General features: G+C 73.4%; 14 protein-coding genes. 9 read left to right on the forward strand and 5 right to left on the reverse strand.

Going from position 1 to position 18,389, the window contains the following annotated elements; translation table 11 throughout:
• Positions 1 to 122 precede the first annotated feature (122 nt).
• The 4 genes from AB0F29_RS24790 to AB0F29_RS24805 are packed head-to-tail and all read left to right on the forward strand — an operon-like array spanning position 123 to position 4,132.
• Positions 123 to 1,163: an iron ABC transporter permease gene (locus AB0F29_RS24790; protein WP_361875717.1), complete on the forward strand. Its 1,041-nt coding sequence runs from the start codon at positions 123 to 125 to the stop codon at positions 1,161 to 1,163.
• A gap of 8 nt (positions 1,164 to 1,171) precedes the next feature.
• Entirely contained in the window at positions 1,172 to 2,269 is a 1,098-nt protein-coding gene (locus tag AB0F29_RS24795; protein WP_361875801.1) for an iron ABC transporter permease, read from the forward strand.
• On the forward strand, positions 2,266 to 3,150 hold the full coding sequence (locus tag AB0F29_RS24800) for an ABC transporter ATP-binding protein (RefSeq protein ID WP_361875720.1): 885 nt from the start codon (positions 2,266 to 2,268) through the stop codon (positions 3,148 to 3,150). Before AB0F29_RS24795 ends, AB0F29_RS24800 begins: the two co-directional genes overlap by 4 nt.
• Position 3,151: 1 nt before the next feature.
• Positions 3,152 to 4,132 (forward strand): iron-siderophore ABC transporter substrate-binding protein, encoded by a 981-nt coding sequence (locus AB0F29_RS24805; RefSeq protein WP_361875723.1) that lies wholly within the window; start codon positions 3,152 to 3,154, stop codon positions 4,130 to 4,132.
• Between the two features lie 82 nt (positions 4,133 to 4,214).
• Here the strand turns inward: AB0F29_RS24805 and AB0F29_RS24810 are convergent, their stop codons facing one another.
• Positions 4,215 to 5,678 (reverse strand): hypothetical protein, encoded by a 1,464-nt coding sequence (locus AB0F29_RS24810; RefSeq protein ID WP_361875726.1) that lies wholly within the window; start codon positions 5,676 to 5,678, stop codon positions 4,215 to 4,217.
• Between the two features lie 54 nt (positions 5,679 to 5,732).
• On the opposite strand from AB0F29_RS24810, the gene AB0F29_RS24815 reads away from it, so the two are divergent.
• Positions 5,733 to 8,207, forward strand: coding sequence for a helicase C-terminal domain-containing protein (locus AB0F29_RS24815; protein WP_361875729.1), 2,475 nt, complete (start codon positions 5,733 to 5,735; stop codon positions 8,205 to 8,207).
• Positions 8,208 to 8,331: 124 nt separating this feature from the next.
• Here the strand turns inward: AB0F29_RS24815 and AB0F29_RS24820 are convergent, their stop codons facing one another.
• Together AB0F29_RS24820 and AB0F29_RS24825 are read right to left on the reverse strand one after the other, a co-directional pair.
• Positions 8,332 to 9,003 (reverse strand): nucleotidyl transferase AbiEii/AbiGii toxin family protein, encoded by a 672-nt coding sequence (locus tag AB0F29_RS24820; protein ID WP_361875732.1) that lies wholly within the window; start codon positions 9,001 to 9,003, stop codon positions 8,332 to 8,334.
• Complete coding sequence (locus AB0F29_RS24825) at positions 9,000 to 9,347, reverse strand: transcriptional regulator (RefSeq protein ID WP_361875735.1); 348 nt, start codon at positions 9,345 to 9,347, stop codon at positions 9,000 to 9,002. Before AB0F29_RS24825 ends, AB0F29_RS24820 begins: the two co-directional genes overlap by 4 nt.
• A 192-nt stretch (positions 9,348 to 9,539) precedes the next feature.
• Here AB0F29_RS24825 and AB0F29_RS24830 point away from each other — a divergent pair, with 192 nt between their 5' ends.
• Together AB0F29_RS24830 and AB0F29_RS24835 are read left to right on the forward strand one after the other, a co-directional pair.
• The gene (locus tag AB0F29_RS24830) at positions 9,540 to 10,316 is read left to right on the forward strand and encodes a DUF2071 domain-containing protein (protein WP_361875738.1); all 777 of its coding nucleotides are present in this window, start codon (positions 9,540 to 9,542) and stop codon (positions 10,314 to 10,316) included.
• Positions 10,317 to 10,406: 90 nt separating this feature from the next.
• The gene (locus AB0F29_RS24835) at positions 10,407 to 12,050 is read left to right on the forward strand and encodes a DNA repair helicase XPB (protein WP_361875741.1); all 1,644 of its coding nucleotides are present in this window, start codon (positions 10,407 to 10,409) and stop codon (positions 12,048 to 12,050) included.
• Positions 12,051 to 12,085: 35 nt separating this feature from the next.
• Here the strand turns inward: AB0F29_RS24835 and AB0F29_RS24840 are convergent, their stop codons facing one another.
• The gene (locus AB0F29_RS24840) at positions 12,086 to 12,277 is read right to left on the reverse strand and encodes a hypothetical protein (RefSeq protein WP_361875744.1); all 192 of its coding nucleotides are present in this window, start codon (positions 12,275 to 12,277) and stop codon (positions 12,086 to 12,088) included.
• A gap of 438 nt (positions 12,278 to 12,715) precedes the next feature.
• Between AB0F29_RS24840 and AB0F29_RS24845 the strand changes: the two genes are divergently transcribed.
• Entirely contained in the window at positions 12,716 to 14,881 is a 2,166-nt protein-coding gene (locus AB0F29_RS24845; protein WP_361875746.1) for a UvrD-helicase domain-containing protein, read from the forward strand.
• Between the two features lie 87 nt (positions 14,882 to 14,968).
• Here AB0F29_RS24845 and AB0F29_RS24850 read toward each other — a convergent pair whose 3' ends face one another.
• Positions 14,969 to 15,658 carry a copper homeostasis protein CutC gene (locus AB0F29_RS24850; RefSeq protein WP_361875749.1) on the reverse strand — a complete coding sequence of 230 codons (690 nt, stop codon included), beginning with the start codon at positions 15,656 to 15,658 and terminating at the stop codon, positions 14,969 to 14,971.
• 294 nt (positions 15,659 to 15,952) lie between these two features.
• Between AB0F29_RS24850 and AB0F29_RS24855 the strand changes: the two genes are divergently transcribed.
• The gene (locus tag AB0F29_RS24855) at positions 15,953 to 18,262 is read left to right on the forward strand and encodes a heavy metal translocating P-type ATPase (protein ID WP_361875752.1); all 2,310 of its coding nucleotides are present in this window, start codon (positions 15,953 to 15,955) and stop codon (positions 18,260 to 18,262) included.
• Positions 18,263 to 18,389: the final 127 nt, after the last annotated feature.

Below are 18,389 nucleotides of genomic sequence, written 5' to 3' on the forward strand. Positions count from 1 at the left end.
GTCGGTGCCGGAATCCGGCCGCTTAGACTGAGACGCGCACTTAGCCAAGCCTTACCGTCCTGGCCCCGCGCCCCGGCGTCCCCTCCGTTCCGTCACGTCCGCGTCCGTCCCGATTGGGTGAAATGTCAGCGTCAGCGCCCGTGCGGACCGCCGCGCCACCCCGTGCACCCCGCCTCTCCCGACGTGCCGCCTCGACCGCCGGGGCCGTGCTCGCGCTGCTGCTGGCGGTCCTGCTGAGCCTCGCCGTGGGGGCGCGGTCCATTCCTCCGGGCGAGGTGTTCGACGTCCTGCTGCACGGCGGGCACTCCGACGCCGCCGAGGTGATCCGCACGATGCGGGTGCCGCGCACGCTCATCGGGCTGATGGTCGGCGCGGCGCTGGCCCTCGCGGGCACGGTGCTCCAGGGCATCACCCGTAACCCCATCGCCGACCCCGGCATCCTCGGCATCAGCCAGGGCGCTTCGGTCGCGGTGGTGACGGCCATCGCGTTCGCGGGGGTCCACACGCTCACCGGGTATGTGTGGTTCGCCTTCGCGGGCGCGGCGCTCGCCTCGGTCGCCGTGTACGCCATCGCCTCCAGCGGACGCGGCGGCGCGACCCCGGTGAAGCTCGCGCTCGGCGGTGCGGCGATCAACGCGCTGCTGGTTTCGGTGACGGTGGGGATCCTCACGACGAACGCCGCCGCGCTGGACGAGTTCCGCTTCTGGCAGGTCGGCTCGATCGCGGGACGGGAGGCGGACGTCGTCCAGCAGGTGTGGCCGTTCCTCCTCGTCGGGGCGGTCCTCGTGCTCTCCGTCGCCCGCGGCCTGGACGCGCTCGCGCTCGGCGAGGACGTGGCGAAGGGGCTCGGGCAGAACGTCGCCGCGGTGCGGATCGTCGGCGGTGTCGGGGCGACCGTGCTGACCGGGGTCGGGGTCGCCGCCGCCGGGCCGATCGCGTTCATCGGTCTCGCCGTCCCGCACATCGCCCGCGCGATCGTCGGCAACGACCACCGCTGGGTGCTGCCCATGGCGGCGCTGATCGGGCCCGTGATGCTGCTGGTCTCGGACGTCGTCGGCCGGATCGTGTTCCCGCCGAGCGAGGTCCCGGCGGGCGTGATGACGGCCCTGATCGGGGTGCCGTTCCTGGTCGCCCTCGTACGCCGGAAGGCGGTGCCCGCATGAGTGCCCGCATGAGCGAGACCTCGACGGCCGTGACCGCGCCCGTGAAGGCCGTACGGGTCCGGCCCGCCGGCTACTCCGTCGTGAAGGCCGGTCCGCGCGGCCGGTTCCTGCTGCACCGGCGGGCGTCCGTCGTCGCGGCCGCCCTCGCCGTGTTCCTGGCCGCCGTCTGCGTCGTCTACCTCTGCGTCGGCGAGAGCTTCGTCGCACCCGGCGAGGTCGTGAAGGTGATCCTCGGGCAGCCGTCGTCGGCCGAACTGGTCGTGGGCACGCTGCGGCTGCCGCGCATGGTCGTCGGGCTGCTGGTGGGCGCCGCGTTCGGGATCGCCGGGGCGCTGATCCAGACGGTGGCCCGCAACCCGCTGGCCAGCCCCGACATCATCGGCATCAGCCAGGGCGCCAGCGCGCTCACGGTCGGCGCGATGACCTTCGGCATCACCTCGTACACCGTCCTGCCCTACCTCTCCGTCGTCGGCGGCATCGCGGCGGCGGCCCTCGTGTACGTCTTCGCGTGGCGCGGCGGCCTGCACGCCACCCGCTTCGTCCTCATCGGCATCGGCTTCGCCATCGCGCTGCGGTCGGTGACCCAGCTGTTCCTGACCAAGGGTGACTACCTGGTCGCCCAGCAGGCGCAGATATGGATGACCGGTTCGCTGAACGGGCGCGGCTGGTCGGAGGCCGCCCCGATCGGCTGGACGCTGCTGATCCTGCTGCCCGCCATCGCCTGGGCGGCCCGCGCGCAGCGCACCGTCGCGATGGACGACGACACCGCCGTCGCGCTGGGCGTGCGCCTGGGGCGCGTACGGCTGGGACTCGTCGCGCTCGGTGTGGTCCTGGCGTCCGTGGCGACGGGCACGGCGGGCCCGGTGGACTTCGTGGCGCTGCTCGCCCCGCAGGTCGCCCGCCGGCTGACCCGGACCGCGCAGATCCCGCTGCTGTCCTCGGCGCTGCTGGGCGCGGTGATCGTCGTCCTCGGCGACCTGCTCGCCCGCAAGCTGTTCGCGCCCACCGAACTGCCCGTGGGCGTCCTCACGGCGGCGGTCGGCGCCCCGTACCTGATCTGGCTGATCATCCGCGGTCACCGCGGCCGCAGTGGAGGCACCGCATGAGTCCGAGCCCGAGCCCGAGCCCGACGAACGACACGGCGCAGCGGACCGGCAGGCTCGCCGCGCGCTCCCTGACCCTCGCGTACGAGGACCGCACCGTGGTCCACGAACTGGACCTCACCGTGCCCGATGGGCAGGTCACCGTCATCGTCGGCCCGAACGCCTGCGGCAAGTCGACCACCCTGCGGGCGCTCGGCCGGCTGCTGAAGCCGCGCGGCGGGGCGGTCCTGCTGGACGGTACGGAGCTGGCGCGGCTCCCCACGAAGCAGATCGCCCGGTCCATCGGGCTGCTCCCGCAGACCCCGGTCGCTCCCGAGGCGATCACCGTCTCCGACCTGGTCGCGCGGGGCCGTCAGCCGCACCAGAGCTGGTGGCAGCAGTGGTCGGACGAGGACGAGCGGGCGGTGACCGACGCGATGGCCCGTACCGACGTCACGGCGCTGGCCGACCGGTCGGTGGACGAGCTGTCGGGCGGGCAGCGCCAGCGGGTGTGGATCGCGATGGCGCTGGCCCAGGAGACGGACCTGCTGCTGCTCGACGAGCCGACGACGTACCTCGACATCGCGCACCAGGTGGAGGTCCTCGACCTGGTGCGCCAGTTGGCTTCTCCCGCCGCCGACGGAACCCGGGGCCGCACGGTCGTCACCGTCCTCCATGACCTCAACCAGGCCGCCCGGTACGCGGACCGCCTGGTCGCCATGAAAGAGGGCCGGATCGTCGCCGAGGGCCGGCCCGGGGACGTCGTCACCGCCGAGCTCGTCGCCGAGGTTTTCGGCCTGGAGGCGGTGATCGTCCCGGACCCGGTGACGGGTTCGCCGCTCGTCGTCCCGAGTGCCCCCTGGACCCCGTCCCCGGTGGTCTCCCCCTCCCAGAAAGGTCTGTGACATGACTCCCCTCCTCCGCGACCGCCGCCGCACCCTCGTCGCCGGCTCCCTCGCCGTGACCGCCGCGCTCACCCTCGCCGGGTGCGGCTCCTCCGACCCGGCGGCGGACTCCTCCTCCGACTCCCCGGCGAAGACGCGCACCGTCTCCACCGCGAACGGGGACGTCGACGTCCCCGCTTCGCCGAAGCGGGTCGTCGTCCTGGACTCCGGCGAGCTGGACTCCGCGATCACCCTCGGCGTCCGGCCGGTCGGCGCGACGCACTCGGCGTCCGAGGACGCCTTCCCCTCCTACCTCCCCGCGAGCGAGACGAAGGACATCACCCCGGTCGGCGAGATCGCCAACGCGAACCTGGAGTCCGTCGCCGCGCTCAAGCCGGACCTGATCCTCACCAGCAAGGTCCGCGACGGGGAGCGCTACGAGGAGCTCAGCAAGATCGCCCCGACCGTGATGACGGAGGCGACCGGCAGCGCCTGGAAGGAGAACTTCCAGGTACACGCGGAGGCGCTCGGCAAGCAGGCCGAGGCGAAGAAGGTCCTCGCCACGTACGACACCCAGGTGGCGAAGGTGACGGAGGCGCTCGGCGGCAAGGAGAAGGCCGCCGCGACGGACGTCAACTTCGTCCGCTTCGTCGAGGGCGCCGAGATCCGCATCTACGGCAAGCAGAACTACATCGGCTCGATCCTCGCCGACATCGGCACCGGCCGCCCCGCGATCACGGACAAGGCGAAGGACGGGTTCTCGTACGACGTGTCGCCCGAGAAGATCGACCTCGCGGACGCGGACGTCATCTTCACGTCGACGTACGGCGACCCGGGCAAGGCCGGGACGACGAAGACGATGAACAGCGGCCTGTGGAAGGGGCTGAAGGCGGCCAAGAACGACAAGGTCTTCAAGGTCGACGACCGGCTGTGGATCGCGGGCATCGGCTACACGGCCGCCGGCAAGATCCTGGAGGAGTTCGAGACCAGCATGACGAAGTAGCCCCTCGTCCGGTGTTTCGCCGGGGCGGGCCGGCCGAACCGGCCGCCCGTCCGTCGCCGTGAGCGCGCCGTGGGCGCCCGGCTCAGCCGGCCCGCCTCCGCGCCCGCCACACCAGGTAGAGCGCGGAGGCGAGGGCGGCGAGGCGGACGACCACCGGCCAGGTGTCCAGCAGGACGTCCCGCATCGCGCCCTCGCGGATCGGCTCGCCCCAGCGCCCCTCCATCCGCCCCCAGACCCACGCGAGGGCCCCGGCCGCCACCACGCCCGGCAGGCCGAGCGCCGCCCACTTCGCCTCCGTACGGGAGAGGGTGCGCGAGCTGTACGCGATCAGCCAGCCGCCCGCCAGGGGCAGCCAGGAACCGGTGACCACACCGGCGACGAGCAGGACGGCGGCCAGGAGCAGCAGCGGGTGGGCGAAGCCGCCGCGGGGGCCGGAGGCGGCGGCCTCGGGCTCGGCGACCGCCGCGGCGGCCTTGCGGCGACGGAGCTTCAGGAGGCGCAGGGAGCGGCGGCGCGCGGTGGTCCCGGCCTCGCCCTTGCCTCCGGCCTTCCCGTCCGCCGCGCCTTTCTCGTCCTGCCCGTCCTGCCCGTCCTGCCCGTCCTGCCCGTCCTTCTCGATGGGCCTCGGCCGCCTCCCGAGGAGCTCCGGGGCCTCGATGCCGCCGAAGAACCCGGGGATGGCGGTCCCCTCGTCGAAGGGGCCCGGCTCCAGGCGCCACCAGTCGGTCGCGTCCGCGTCCCCCTGCTGGTCCTGGCCGACCATGTGCGGGGCGGAGGGGTCGGGCCAGGCGCGGGCGGGGACGGCGTCGTCGTCTGCCACCTGGTCGTCGGGGGCGGCAGCCGGGCGGGGCACGGCGGCGGACCGCGCACCGGACGCGCCGCCGGAAGCGCGGTCGGGAGCACCGCCGGGAGCACCGCCGGGAGCCCGGTCGGACGCGCCGCCCGAAGCCCGGTCGGGCGCCCCGCCGGAAGCACCGCCGGGCGCACTGTCGGAAGCACCGCCTGGCACATGGCCGGAAGCACCGCCGGGCGCATGGCCGGAAGCACCGACCGGAGCACTGCCGCCGCCGCCCTCGGGATCACGGCGCGACGCGCCCCACCCGAAACCGGCTTTCGGCTTCCGGAGGGCCTTCTCCGCCCGGCCGCCCCCCGCCCCCGGCGCGGGCTCCTCCGGCTTTCTCGGCTCCTTGGGCTCCCTCGGCTCCTTGCGGAGCAGTCCGCCCCGGGGCCGGGGAAGCGAGGTCCGCCGCTGCTGCTCGCCGCCCCCCGCCCCGGTCCGGGCGGACGGCAGCGAGACCGTGCCGTCGGCCGACTCCGCCGCCGCGGCGACCAGTTCGTCCGGGCTGCCCAGCCTGCCGATGATGCGGCGCACGGTCGCCGGGGAGTCCGCACCCTCCGTGCCGCGCTGCCGGTCGATCTCGCCCCGAAGTGTCGAAACCAGGCGCATCCGGGCGCCCGACGACAGCTGTTGCTGCTGGGCCAGGTCGCCGACCCGGCTCAGGTAGTCGTAGACGAGCTGGTCGCTCTCGATCCCCACGCGATGCATCCCCTCTACCGGCCCTGCCCCGACGGTAGCGTTCCAGCGGCTACCGTGGGACGGATGGGGACGACCACACCACCGCGCACGCTCGCCGAAGCCCTGCGCGCCCGGGGCGACGAATCGCTGGCCGGGCTGCTGCGTGCCCGCCCCGACCTCCTCAACCCGGTGCCGAACGACATCACCCAGCTCGCCACACGGGCCGGCACGCGGGCGTCCGTCGTCCGCGCGCTGGAACACCTGGACCGGTTCGCACTCCAGACCGCCGAGGCACTGGCGGTGGCCCCGGACCCGGCCCCGTACGGCACGCTGCTCTCCCTGCTCACGGGCGACGGGCTGGACGACGGCGACCAGCGCGACGACGCGGGGGCGGCGATCACCGCCGCACTGCCGGGCGCGCTCTCGGCGCTGCGCGAACAGGCCCTGGTCTGGGGCGAGGACGACCGGCTGCGGCTGGTGCGCACCGCCCGGGAACTGCTCGCCCCGTCCCCGCAGCACCCCTCGCCCACGGGCCTGGGCCCCACGGTCGCCGAGGCGACGGCCGGGATGTCGCCGGGCCGGCTCCAGGAGATTTTGGCGACGACCGGTCTGCCCGCCACGCACGACCCGGTGTCCGCGGTGGCCGCGCTCGGCGCCCTGTTCACGGACCGGACGCGGATGGCGGAACTGCTGGACACGGCCCCCGTGGAGGCGCTGTCGGTCCTGGACCGGCTGGTGTGGGGCCCGCCGTACGGGGAGGTCACGCCCAACCCCACTCCCCCCGTGAAGTGGCTGCGCGACCGGGGCCTGTTGCTGCCGGTCTCCACCCGCACGGTGGTCCTGCCGCGCGAGGCGGCCCTGCATCTGCGCGCCGGACGCGCGCACCGCGTACCGGAACCGGTCCCCCCGGCCGTCGCGGCGGCCGCGACACGCGATCCACAGGCTGTGGACAGAGCGGCGGCCGGGCAGGCGTTCACGGCGCTGTCCACGGTCGAGGAGCTGCTGAAGCTCTGGAACGGCGGCGGCCCCGCGATCCTGCGCGCGGGCGGGCTGAGCGTACGGGAGCTGAAGCGCGCCGCGAACTCCCTCGACGTGACCGAGCCGATCGCCGCGTTCTGGATCGAACTGGCCTACGGTGCGGGGCTGCTGGCCTCCGACGGGGAGCCCGAGGAGCGGTACGCGCCGACGCCGGCTTCCGACGAGTGGCTCGACCTGTCCGCCGAGGACCGCTGGACGCACCTCGCCACCGCCTGGCTCGCCGCCACCCGGACCCCGGGCCTGGTCGGCGGCCAGGACGCCAAGGGCCGGGCGCTCTCCGCACTCGGCCCGGAGCTGGACCGCTCGGCCGCCCCCGACGTACGCCGCCGGGTCCTGGCCCTGTTCGCCGAACTCCCGCCGGGCACCGCGCCGGACGCCGAGACGCTGCTGCGAAGGCTGCGCTGGGAACGCCCGTTGCGCGGCGGCGCGGCCCCTTCCGCGGCCTCGACCGAGGGGACGGACCTCCGCTCCCGCCTCGCCCTGTGGACGCTCAACGAGGCGGAACTGCTGGGCATCACGGGCCGGGGCGCGCTCTCCGCACAGGCCCGCGCGCTGCTGGAGGAGGGCCCGGACGCGGCGGCGGCCCTCCTCGCGCCGCTCGTCCCCGAGCCCCTGGACCACGTCCTGCTCCAGGCCGACCTCACGGCGGTGGCGCCGGGCCCGCTCGAACGCCCCCTGGCGGAGACGCTGTCCGTCCTGGCCGACGTGGAGTCCAAGGGCGGGGCGACGGTGTACCGCTTCACGCCCGGCTCGGTGCGCCGCGCCCTGGACGCCGGGCAGGCGGCGACCGACCTGCACGCGTTCCTGGCGGCGCACAGCCGTACGCCGGTGCCGCAGCCGCTGAGCTATCTGATCGACGACGTGGCCCGCCGCCACGGCCACCTGCGGATCGGGGCGGCGTCCGCGTACGTGCGCTGCGACGACGAGGCGGTCCTCAACGAGATCCTGGCCGACCGCCGCTCCACCGGGCTCCGCCTCCGCCGCCTGGCCCCCACGGTCCTGGCCTCCCAGGCCGACCCCGGCTCCCTCCTGGAGGCCCTGCGCGACATCGGGTACGCGCCGGCCGCCGAATCCGCCGAGGGCGACGTCCTGATCACCCGCGCCGGCGCCCGCCGCACCCCGCCCCGCACCCCTCCGATCCCGGTCCCCGAAGGCCCTCCGGTCCCGGACGACACCCTGCTCGGTGCGGCCGTACGCGCCATCCGCGCGGGCGACACGGCCGCCACGGTGATCCGCAAGGACACGTCCGAGGACCCGTCGTCCACCACGCCTTCCGGCTCCCTCCCCCGCACCACCTCCGCCGAGACCCTGGCCACCGTCCAGGCTGCCGCGATGACGGGCTCCGCGGTCTGGATCGGCTACGTCAACGCGGACGGCGCTGCCAGCCAGCGCGTGATCGCCCCGGTCCGCGTGGAGGGCGGCTTCGTCACGGCCTACGACCACACGGCCGACGAGGTCCGCACGTACCCGCTGCACCGGATCACGGGGGTGGCGGAGCTGGCGGACGACGGGAAGGGGTAGGACGCGACGGGCCGGGGGCCGTCCATGACCGGCCCGGCCCCGGCCGGAAGCCTGAAAGTGCCCCGAGCGGCATGATGAGCCTGATGGGCCTCTGGCTGAGCGTGCCCGGCCCTTCGGATACCCATCAGTCTTCGTGCGGAGTCTCCAGCTCCTGGAGCCGTTCACCGATGTCGGTGGCCCAGGCCTGTGCCCACCGGCGCAGCCCGGTGATTGCTTGTTCGTCGAGTCCGTAGGCGGCGAATTCCGTGTCGTCGATCCAGTCGACTCCGCCCAGTCGCGCTTGAAGCTCGTCCAGGTCGAAGGAGTCGCGGGTATGACGCCGTCCGAGCTCTTCCAGTTCGGCGTGGCTCCAGCGGTTTGCGGCGGCCTTTACGTCGATCAGATCCCTGGCGAGTCCACGGTCGGACAGTGCGCGGACTTTGGTTCCGACGACGTCTTCGAGGGACAGCACCAGACCGTGTTCCGTCTGCACGGGTGGCCGCCAGAGTGCTTCCTTGAGGATGTCGACCTCGCACTCTTCACGGCTGACGGGATCAGTGACGATCAGGCGTGCGGAGAGCGGGTCTGTTTCCAGAGCTCTGACCTGCCACCCGTGTTGTTGCAGGCCCGCGCGCACGGCGGCAGCAATGTTCTCCATGCGATCGGGGTTCTCGGTCGCGACGTCGAGGTCCTGGCTGAGCCGGTCGACCAGGCCGTGCGCCTGGACCGCGTATCCGCCGGTAAGTGCCAGAGGGTAGGCGCTGCCTACGGCGAGCACGTCCGCGAGCAGGCGACGGTGCAGGTCGGTGAGGTTCACGCAGCGGCCCGGGCGCTGTGAGCCAGTTCGCCGAAGGAGTGTTCCCAGACTTCACGGACATCACGGCTGATCAATGTGCGCAGTGTGGGCCACAAGCTGACGAGGAGGCCGCGATGGAGGTACCGGACCAGATCATCGTGCTGCCCTTCGGCCAGCACGATGCGGTAGTAGCTCATCCGCAGCCGGGGCTGGTCGAGGTCGAACGTGGTCAGTCCCGACCACGCCAGGTGGAGCGGCAGGCTCACTGTTCCGTGCTCGGGCCCCGCAAGCTCGGAGAGTGCTGCGGGCAGGCGCCGGGCGAACTTGGCACGGCGGAGATCGGAAGGGCTGGGCTGTGATGCCATACGCCGATTATCCAGGGAGAGGCCACCGCAGCCGACCGGCCGTTGGCAAGGTGCCGCATACGAGGCTTGCGCGCCTCGTTGACCTGGTGTGTTCTGCTGGATCCGGTGAGATCGAGTAGCCCGCCGCCGCTCTGCCCCTGCCGGTTCGCCGTCGGGCGGTGTCCGCGTCCCACGGTCTGCGATGCTGCGGGCATGTCCACAGCCCGCCCCGCCCCCGGCCCGGTGCCCCCGGAGTCCGTGTCGCCCGACCCGCCCCCCGCGCCGATGCCCCCGCTGCTCACCCAGTCCTGGCTGGACCTCGCGTTCCTGCACTGGGCGGTCGATCCGGCGGACGTGGCACCGCTGCTGCCGCCGGGGACGGTGCCGGACACCTTCGACGGGACGACGACGTACGTGGGTCTGGTGGCCTTCCGGATGTACCGGGTGGGTGGGCTCGGGTTGCCGGGGCTTCCGTACCTCGGGACCTTCCCCGAGACCAACGTCCGGCTGTACTCCGTGGACGAGCACGGTCGGCGCGGGGTCGTCTTCCGCTCGCTCGACGCCTCGCGGCTCATCCCGGTCGTCGTGGCACGCGCCGCGTTCCGGTTGCCGTACGTGTGGTCCCGGATGGACATCGAGCGCTCCGGCGACACCCTCACGTACACGAGCACCCGCCGCTGGCCCGGACCGCGTGGTGCGCGGAGCAGGATCGTGCTGCGGGCGGGGGACGCGATCGACGAGCCGACGCCCCTGGAGCACTTCCTCACCGCCCGGTGGGCCCTGCACAGCTCGTTCTTCGGGCGGACCGCCTATCTGCCCAACGCTCATCCCCGCTGGCCGCTGCACCGGGCGGAGCTCCTGGAGTGCGACGAGGACCTGGTGACGGCGGGCGGCCTGCCCGCGCCGGGCGGCGAGCCGGTGAGCGTGCTGTACTCCCCGGGCGTCCCGGTGCGCTTCGGCCCGCAGCGCAGGCCGCGCGCCCGAGGCTGACCGCACGCCCACCCCGCCCCGCCCCCCGATGCGGCACACTGGACGTTTGGCCGCAGCCGTGGCCGCACCCCGCAGAAAGGGCCGAAGCGCGTGACCGGACCCCTCATCGTCCAGAGCGACAAGACGCTCCTCCTCGAAGTCGACCACGACCGGGCGGACGCCTGCCGTCGTGCCATCGCGCCGTTCGCGGAGCTGGAGCGCGCGCCCGAGCACATCCACACGTACCGGGTCACCCCGCTCGGGCTGTGGAACGCCCGCGCCGCCGGGCACGACGCCGAGCAGGTCGTCGACGCCCTGGTCGAGTTCTCCCGCTACCCCGTGCCGCACGCGCTCCTGGTCGACATCGCCGAGACGATGGCACGGTACGGGCGGCTCACCCTGTCCAAGCACCCGGTGCACGGGCTCGTGCTCACCAGTACCGACCGGCCCGTGCTGGAGGAGATCCTCCGGTCGAAGAAGGTGCAGCCGCTGGTCGGGGCGCGGATCGACCCGGACACCGTGGCCGTGCACCCCTCCGAGCGGGGGCAGGTCAAGCAGACCCTGCTCAAGCTGGGGTGGCCCGCCGAGGACCTCGCGGGGTACGTCGACGGCGAGGCCCATCCGATCGAGCTGGCCGAGGACGGCTGGTCGCTGCGGCCGTACCAGAAGCAGGCCGTCGAGGGGTTCTGGCACGGCGGGTCGGGGGTTGTGGTGCTGCCTTGTGGAGCCGGGAAGACCCTCGTGGGCGCCGGTGCGATGGCCGAGGCCAAGGCCACCACCCTGATCCTGGTCACCAACACCGTCTCCGCCCGGCAGTGGAAGCACGAGCTGGTGAAGCGGACCTCGCTGACCGAGGACGAGATCGGCGAGTACAGCGGGACGCGGAAGGAGATCCGGCCGGTCACCATCGCCACCTACCAGGTGCTGACAACCCGGCGGAAGGGCGTCTACCCGCACCTGGAGCTGTTCGACTCCCGCGACTGGGGCCTGGTCGTCTACGACGAGGTCCACCTGCTGCCCGCGCCCGTCTTCAAGTTCACCGCCGACCTCCAGGCCCGGCGGCGGCTGGGGCTCACGGCGACGCTGGTACGGGAGGACGGGCGGGAGTCCGACGTCTTCTCGCTCATCGGGCCGAAGCGGTTCGACGCCCCGTGGAAGGAGATCGAGGCGCAGGGCTACATCGCGCCCGCCGACTGCGTGGAGGTACGGGTCAATCTCACCGACGCCGAGCGGCTCGCGTACGCGACCGCCGAGACGGAGGAGAAGTACCGGTTCTGCGCCACCACCGCGACCAAGCGGAAGGTGACCGAGGCGCTGGTGCGCAAGCACCAGGGCGAGCAGACCCTCGTCATCGGCCAGTACATCGACCAGCTCGACGAGCTGGGCGAGCACCTGGACGCCCCCGTGATCAAGGGCGAGACCAGCAACGCCCAGCGCGAGAAGCTCTTCGAGGCGTTCCGCCAGGGCGAGATCAGCGTCCTCGTCGTGTCCAAGGTCGCCAACTTCTCCATCGACCTGCCCGAGGCGACCGTCGCCATCCAGGTCTCCGGGACCTTCGGGTCGCGGCAGGAGGAGGCCCAGCGGCTGGGCCGGGTCCTGCGGCCGAAGGCCGACGGGCACGAGGCCCGGTTCTACTCGGTCGTCGCCCGCGACACCATCGACCAGGACTTCGCGGCGCACCGCCAGCGGTTCCTGGCCGAGCAGGGGTACGCGTACCGCATCGTCGACGCGGACGAACTGCTCGCCGACGACTGAGGACCCCGGGAGGGCGGGCGGTCAGCGGCAGGCGGTCAGCGGCCCCGGCCCGCGACGCCCGCCTCCTCCGCGTACTCCCCCAGGACGACGACGCCGAACGCCGCCGTGACGAACACCTTCACGGCGCGCACCGCGTCGCCGACGCGGTGGGGTCGGTGGTGACCGGTGACCGCGGTCGCGCCGTGCGCGGGGCCGGTCCTGCGTGGGTTCAGAGTGGCTGTGCTCATGTATCCATGGTGCTCCTGTCACCCGTTCGGGCGCGTCGGCCCGCAGACGGAACCCCTGGGCCGGGCGGGTAGCCCTCCGGTACCGCTCCGGGCGCGCGCGTCCCCTACGGGTACCCCTGGCGTCTCAGCCCCCGGGGAGGCCCAGGAGACGCCCAAGGCGGAGACCGGGGTGGAGACCGGAGCCGAGACCGGCAGAGGCCGGGCGGCCCGCGCGGGCCGTATTCCGGTTCGCCGTGGCCCCTCTCCGTGGCTACAATCGCGGGTCTGCCCGCCTCCCGCGCCGTCTTCCCGGCCCCGGGAGCGCCGCCGACCGGACGGAAACCGGCCGACACCCGACGGATACGTACCTTCCCAGCGGACCCTGTCGCTCCGCGTGCCGCCATGGCACCGCAGCGCGTGCGGTCCGCCGTCCTGCGTTGAAGAGCCGGAGGCAACACCGTGCCCGCGCACGTAGCAGAGAGCGATTCCACCCCCGATCCCACCGGCGCCCCCGATCCCACCGGTTCCACCGGCGCCACCGACCCCTTGGCACACGAGCGTGCCCATCTCGCCGCGTCCCGTGCCGCCCTGCGCGGGATGCGCGAGGACGTCCAGGCCCTCGACATCCGCGACGTCACCGCGAACTGGGTCAACGCCGCCGTGCTCCAGTCCCAGATCGACGACCGCGTCAAGGCGCTCGCCGACCTCTCGCACACCCCGCTGTTCTTCGGCCGCCTCGACTATCTGCACGCCGTCGGCGGCGAGCCGGCCGAGGGCGCGGAGGGTGAGCGGTTCTACATCGGGCGCCGGCACGTCCACGACGCCGTCGGGGACCCCATGGTCATCGACTGGCGTGCGCCGGTCTCCCAGCCGTACTACCAGGCGTCCCGCAAGAACCCTCAGGACGTGGCGCTCCGCCGCCGCTTCGGCTACACCGCCGGCGAGCTGACCGCGTACGAGGACGAGCACCTCACCGACCCCACCGAGGCCGAGCACACCAGCCGGCTCCTCCAGGCGGAGATCGAGCGGCCGCGCGTCGGCCCGATGCGCGACATCGTCGCCACCATCCAGCCGGAGCAGGACGAGATCGTCCGCAGCGACCTCGGCGGCACCGTCTGCGTCCAGGGCGGCCCCGGCACCGGGAAGACCGCCGTCGGCCTGCACCGGGTGGCGTACCTCCTGTACGCACACCGTGAGCGGCTCGCCCGCACCGGCACCCTCGTCATCGGGCCGAACCGTTCCTTCCTGCACTACATCGAGCAGGTCCTGCCCGCCCTCGGCGAGCTGGCGGTGAAGCAGGCCACCGTCGACGACCTGGTGCGCACCGGCGTCGAGGTCCGGGGCGAGGACGAGGCGGCCACCGCCGTCGTCAAGGGCGACGCCCGCATGGCCGAGGTGCTGCGCCGGGCCATCCGCTCGCACGTCACACCGCCCGTCGAGCCCGTCGTCGTGGTGCGCGGGTCCCGGCGCTGGCGCGTGCCCGCGTACGAGGTCCAGGAGATGGTCGACGAGCTGCTGGCCCGCGACATGCGGTACGGGGCCGCGCACGAGGCGCTGCCGCAGCGGATCGCGCACGCCGTGCTCGTACGGATGGAGGAGGCCGGGGAGGCCCCCGACGACCGGGTGCAGAACACCGTGGCCCGCAATCCCGCGGTGAAGGCGGCCGTCAAGGCCGTCTGGCCCGCCGTGGACCCGGCGAAGCTGGTGCTGCGGCTGCTCTCGGACGCGGAGTTCCTGGCCGCCCACGCGGAGGGTCTGCTGACCGAGGACGAGCAGAAGCGGCTGCTGTGGGCGAAGCCCGCCCGCAGTGTGAAGTCCGCGAAGTGGTCGGCGGCCGACGCCGTGCTGATCGACGAGGCGGGCGACCTCGTCGCCCGTACGCACTCGCTCGGCCATGTCGTGCTCGACGAGGCGCAGGACCTCTCCCCCATGCAGTACCGGGCGGTGGGGCGGCGGTGCTCGACCGGTTCGGCGACCGTTCTCGGGGACCTCGCCCAGGGGACGACCCCGTGGTCCACGGAGAGCTGGGGCGAGGCGCTGTTCCACCTGGGCAAGGCGGACGCGGTGGTGGAGGAGCTGACCGCCGGTTTCCGCGTGCCGCGCGAGGTCATCGCGTACGCCTCCCGGCTGCTGCCCGTGATCTCGCCGGGGCTCGCGGCGGTGGAGTCGGTGCGTGAGTCGCCCGGGTCGCTGGTCGTACGAGAGGTGACGGACGGTACGGGCGGTGCGGACGGTCTGGACGCGGCCGACCCGGCCGGCCCGGCGGACGCGCTGAACGCTGCCGTCGTCGCCGCCTGCGAGGAGTCGTTGCGCCACGAGGGGTCGGTCGGGCTGATCGCCGCCGACGCCCGGATCCCGGCGCTGGGGGCGGCCCTGACGGCGGCGGGCCACGCGTATCTCTCCCCGGGTGAGGAGACGACCGCCGCGTCCCGGCTGACGCTGGTGCCCGCGTCGCTCGCGAAGGGCCTGGAGTACGACTACGTGGTGCTCGACGAACCGGCGGCCGTGGTCGACGGCGAGCCGGACGAGCGGACCGGGCTGCGGCGGCTGTACGTGGCGCTGACCCGTGCGGTCTCCGGGCTCACGGTGCTGCACGCGGCGCCGTTGCCCCAGGCGCTGGGGTAGCGGGACCGCGCCGGGGCGGAGGGGCGGAACCGCGGTGGACACGGTTGTTCGTCCACCGTGTCCACCGCGGTCCCGCCCCGGCGTCCCTCAGGCGTCCAGCGCCTCGCGCCACTCCCGTACGGCTGCCGCTTCCACCGGGGCCGACCAGCCCCCGGGCCGGGCGGCGCCGCCGATGTGGACGGCGTCGATCCCCGCGGCCAGCAGCCGGGGCAGGTGCCGCAGGTGGAGACCGCCGCCGACCAGGACCTTCGCCTGGTATCCCGGCTCACCGGTACGGGCCGCCTCGGCCAGGAGGACCGGGATGCCGGCGTCCACCCCGTCCGGCGAGCCCGCCGTGAGGAACGTGTCGAGGCCGGGCAGCTCCGCGAGCTGCTTGCGCAGGGCGTCGCGGTCGGCGGCCCGGTCGATGGCCCGGTGGAACGTCCACCGGCAGCCGTCCAGCTCGGCGACGAGCCGCTCCACGGCGACGAGGTCGGCGTGGCCGTCCCCGTCGAGGAAGCCGAACACGAACTCGTCGGCTCCCGCCTCCCGCATCTCGCGGGCCTTGCCGACCAGTACGTCGATGTCACCGGCGGCGAAGCCGTCCGCCACCCTGAGCATCACGCGCAGCGGGATGTCCACGGCGGACCTGATCGCCGCGAAGGTCTCCCGCGACGGCGTCAGACCGTCGGCGGCCATGTCGGTGACCAGTTCGAGGCGGTCTGCACCACCGGCCTGGGCAGCGACCGCGTCCTCCGCGTCGAGAGCGATCACCTCCAGGACTGCACGGTTGCTCATGGGTCCCCATTCCTCCGATACGCAGCTATAGGTCTAGTCCAATGGCCAGCCTACGGGTCGGTAGACGGGCAGCGCAGCCCTCTATCTGAACGCACGACCACGACGACGCGCGAGCCGACCCCGCAGACGAGTGACGCGCGCCGTCACGCCCGTCGGCGCGGAACGGGCGCACACCGGCACGGACCGGGCGCATTCGCCACGATCACCCCTTGCGTTTCATAGGGGCGGGGGGTATACATGAGGAGAGAAAGAGATACCCCCTAGGGGTATCCGGACAGCTTCAGGGAGGACCCCGTGTCCGCGCACTCCGCCACCACCGCCCCCACCGCTGCCGGCTCCGCCGCCGACACCGCCGCGGTCGAGCTCGCGATCGGCGGGATGACCTGCGCCTCGTGCGCGGCCCGTATCGAGAAGAAGCTCAACCGGATGGACGGCGTCGAGGCCACGGTGAACTACGCCACCGAGAAGGCGAAGGTCACCTACCTGGGCGCCGACGTGTCCGTCGAGGACCTGATCGCGACCGTCGAGGCCACCGGCTACACCGCCCGGCCACCCGCACCGCCCGCGTCCACCGCCTCCCCCGGGAGCAAGGGTACGGACCCGGCGGGCGCGGCCGCGGAGAGCGAGGACGACGGGCTCACCTCCCTGCGCCAGCGCCTGATCACCGCCGTCCTCCTCGCCGTACCGGTGATCGCGATGGCGATGATCCCGGCCCTCCAGTTCGACTACTGGCAGTGGCTCTCCCTGACGCTGACCGCACCGGTCGTCGTCTATGCCGCCTGGCCCTTCCACCGTGCCGCCTGGACCAACGCGAAGCACGGCGCGGCGACGATGGACACGCTGATCTCCGTCGGCACGTCGGCCGCGCTCCTGTGGTCGATGTGGGCGCTGTTCTTCGGGACCGCGGGCATGGTCGGGATGACACACCCCTTCGAGCTGACCATCGCCCGCGGTGACGGCGCCGCGAACATCTACCTGGAGACCGCGGCCGGGGTGACGGCGTTCATCCTCGCCGGGCGCTACTTCGAGGCACGCTCGAAGCGGAAGGCCGGGGCGGCGCTGAAGGCGCTGATGGAGCTGGGGGCGAAGGAGGTCACGCTCCTGCGTGACGGCGTCGAGACGACGATCCCGACCGCCTCGTTGCAGGTCGGGGACCGTTTCCTGGTCCGTCCCGGGGAGAAGATCGCGACGGACGGGACCGTGGTCGAGGGCGCGTCCGCCGTGGACGCCTCGATGCTGACGGGTGAGTCCGTGCCCGTCGAGGTCACCGTCGGCGACACCGTCACCGGAGCCACCCTCAACGCCGGAGGCCGCCTCGTCGTCGAAGCCACCCGCGTCGGCTCCGACACCCAGCTCGCCCGCATGGCCCGCCTCGTCGAGGACGCCCAGAACGGCAAGGCATCCGCACAACGCCTCGCCGACCGCATCTCCGCCGTCTTCGTCCCCATCGTCATCGCCCTCGCCCTGGGAACCCTCGGCTTCTGGCTCGGCAACGACGCCGGACTCACCACCGCCTTCACCGCGGCCGTCGCCGTCCTCATCATCGCCTGCCCCTGCGCCCTCGGCCTCGCCACACCCACCGCCCTCATGGTCGGCACCGGCCGCGGCGCCCAGCTCGGCATCCTCATCAAGGGCCCCGAAGTCCTGGAGACCACCCGCCGCGTCGACACCATCGTCCTCGACAAGACCGGCACCGTCACCACGGGCCGCATGACCCTCCAGACCACCCACACCACCGGCACCACCACCGAAGCCGAAGTCCTGCGGCTCGCCGGAGCGCTGGAGAACGCCTCCGAGCACCCCATCGCCCAGGCCGTCGCCACCGCGGCCACCGACGCCACGGGCCCCCTCCCCACCCCCGAGGACTTCCAGAACGTCCCCGGACTCGGCGTCCAGGGCGTCGTCGAGGGCCACGCCGTCCTCGTCGGGCGCGAACAGCTCCTGGCCGAGTGGGAGATCCGCCTCCCCGACCACCTCGCCGAGGCGAAGAAGGCCGCGGAGGCCGCCGGCCGCACCGCGATCACCGTCGCCTGGGACGGCGAGGCGCGGGCGGTGCTGGAGGTCGCCGACGCGGTGAAGGACACCAGCGCCGAGGCCATCCGCCGGCTCCGCGCCCTCGGTCTGACCCCGATCCTCCTCACCGGCGACAACCGGGCCGTGGCGGAGTCGGTCGCGGCCGAGGTCGGCATCGACGAGGTGTACGCGGAGGTCATGCCGCAGGACAAGGTCGACGTGGTCAAGCGCCTTCAGGCGGAGGGCCGTTCGGTCGCGATGGTCGGGGACGGGGTCAATGACGCCGCGGCCCTCGCCCAGGCCGACCTCGGCCTCGCGATGGGCACCGGCACCGACGCCGCCATCGAGGCCAGTGACCTCACCCTCGTCCGCGGCGACCTCAACGCCGCCGCCGACGCGATCCGCCTCGCCCGCCGCACCCTCTCCACCATCCGCACCAACCTGTTCTGGGCGTTCGCCTACAACGTCGGCGCTCTCCCGCTGGCCGCCGCCGGGCTCCTCAACCCGATGCTCGCCGGAGCGGCGATGGCCTTCTCCTCCGTCTTCGTCGTCGGCAACTCCCTGCGACTGCGCACCTTCAAGGGGGCGTGAGGCCCGAAGCACGGCATCCGAGCGCGGCGGGGCGGCGCGGTCGGCGTGGCCGGCGGCGGTCGGAACAGGCGCTTCCGGCAGCGGCTTGGGCAGCACCCTGTTGATCCGCGTCCGGAACCACAGGTCC

This window comes from Streptomyces sp. NPDC026589, assembly GCF_040638385.1.
GTDB lineage: Bacteria > Actinomycetota > Actinomycetes > Streptomycetales > Streptomycetaceae > Streptomyces.